Consider the following 1,126-nt stretch of genomic DNA (forward strand, 5'->3'; position numbering starts at 1 on the left):
CCCGATCTGCCGCGTGAGCATGAACGTCGGTTCTGGCGGGCCATCCGAGCTGGTCTGACTCTTCGAGAGGCGACGGAGTCGGCCGGCGCGTCGCTGGGCTGGGGAGCACGGCTGCTGACCAAGGCTGGCGGCGTGAACCCCACCAAGACCACCGAGCCTTGCGGCGGGCGCTATCTGAGTTTTGAGGAACGCGAGGAGATCATGCGGCTGCAGGCCAGTGGCATGGGTGTCCGGCAGATCGCCCGCGAGATCGATCGCGACCCGTCCACGGTCAGTCGCGAGCTCAGGCGAGCCGTCGGGGTGCGGGGTTACCGGGCGTCGATGGCTCAGACGCATGCCGATCGAGGCCGGCGTGGACCGCGTAACGCCAAGCTTGCGACCAACCTCCGGCTGCGTCGAGAGGTCCAGAGACGGCTCGAAGGGCGCGACAGCCCCGAGCAGATCGCTGGCAGACTCAAGGTCGACTTCCCCGACGAACCGGAGATGTGGGTGTCGGCCGAAACGATCTACCAGTCGCTGTACATCCAGGCCCGCGGCGGGCTCAAGCGTGAACTGACGGCGTATCTGCGCAGGGGCAGGTCGATGCGTAAACCGCGGCGGGCGCCGGGATATCGCCGCACCCGGATCCCGGACATGGTGATGATCAGCGAGCGTCCCGCTGAGGTCGAGGACCGGGCCGTGCCCGGGCATTGGGAGGGGGACCTGATCATGGGCTCGAAGTCCTCCGACACCGCTGTCGGGACGCTGGTCGAGCGGACCACCGGGTTCGTGATGCTGCTGCACCTGCCCAACGGTCACGGCACGCTCGCCGTCCAGAAGGCCCTAGTTGCGAAGATGCTCACGCTGGATGAGCAACTGCGCCGGTCACTGACCTGGGACCAGGGCTTAGAGATGGCCAGCCACCGCGAGATCGCCGAGGCAACCGGGCTGGACATCTACTTCTGCGATCCACACTCACCGTGGCAGCGGGGCACGAACGAAAACACGAACGGCCTGTTGCGCCAGTACCTGCCCAAAGGCGGCGATCTCTCGTTCTACGGCCCCGGAATGCTCGACAACATCGCCGTCGAGCTCAACTCACGACCACGCAAACGACACGAGTTCCGAACCCCCGCTGAGAAACTCG

1 protein-coding gene is annotated in these 1,126 nt (G+C 66.3%); it reads left to right on the forward strand.

All coding sequences use genetic code 11. The features are described from left to right. Positions 1 to 132 precede the first annotated feature (132 nt). On the forward strand, positions 133 to 1,126 hold a 994-nt coding region (locus ACFQW6_RS22930), incomplete at its 3' end, for an IS30 family transposase (protein ID WP_378551031.1).

The sequence above is a fragment of the Nocardioides sp. GCM10028917 genome, assembly GCF_042666175.1.
In the GTDB taxonomy this organism is placed as follows: domain Bacteria; phylum Actinomycetota; class Actinomycetes; order Propionibacteriales; family Nocardioidaceae; genus Nocardioides.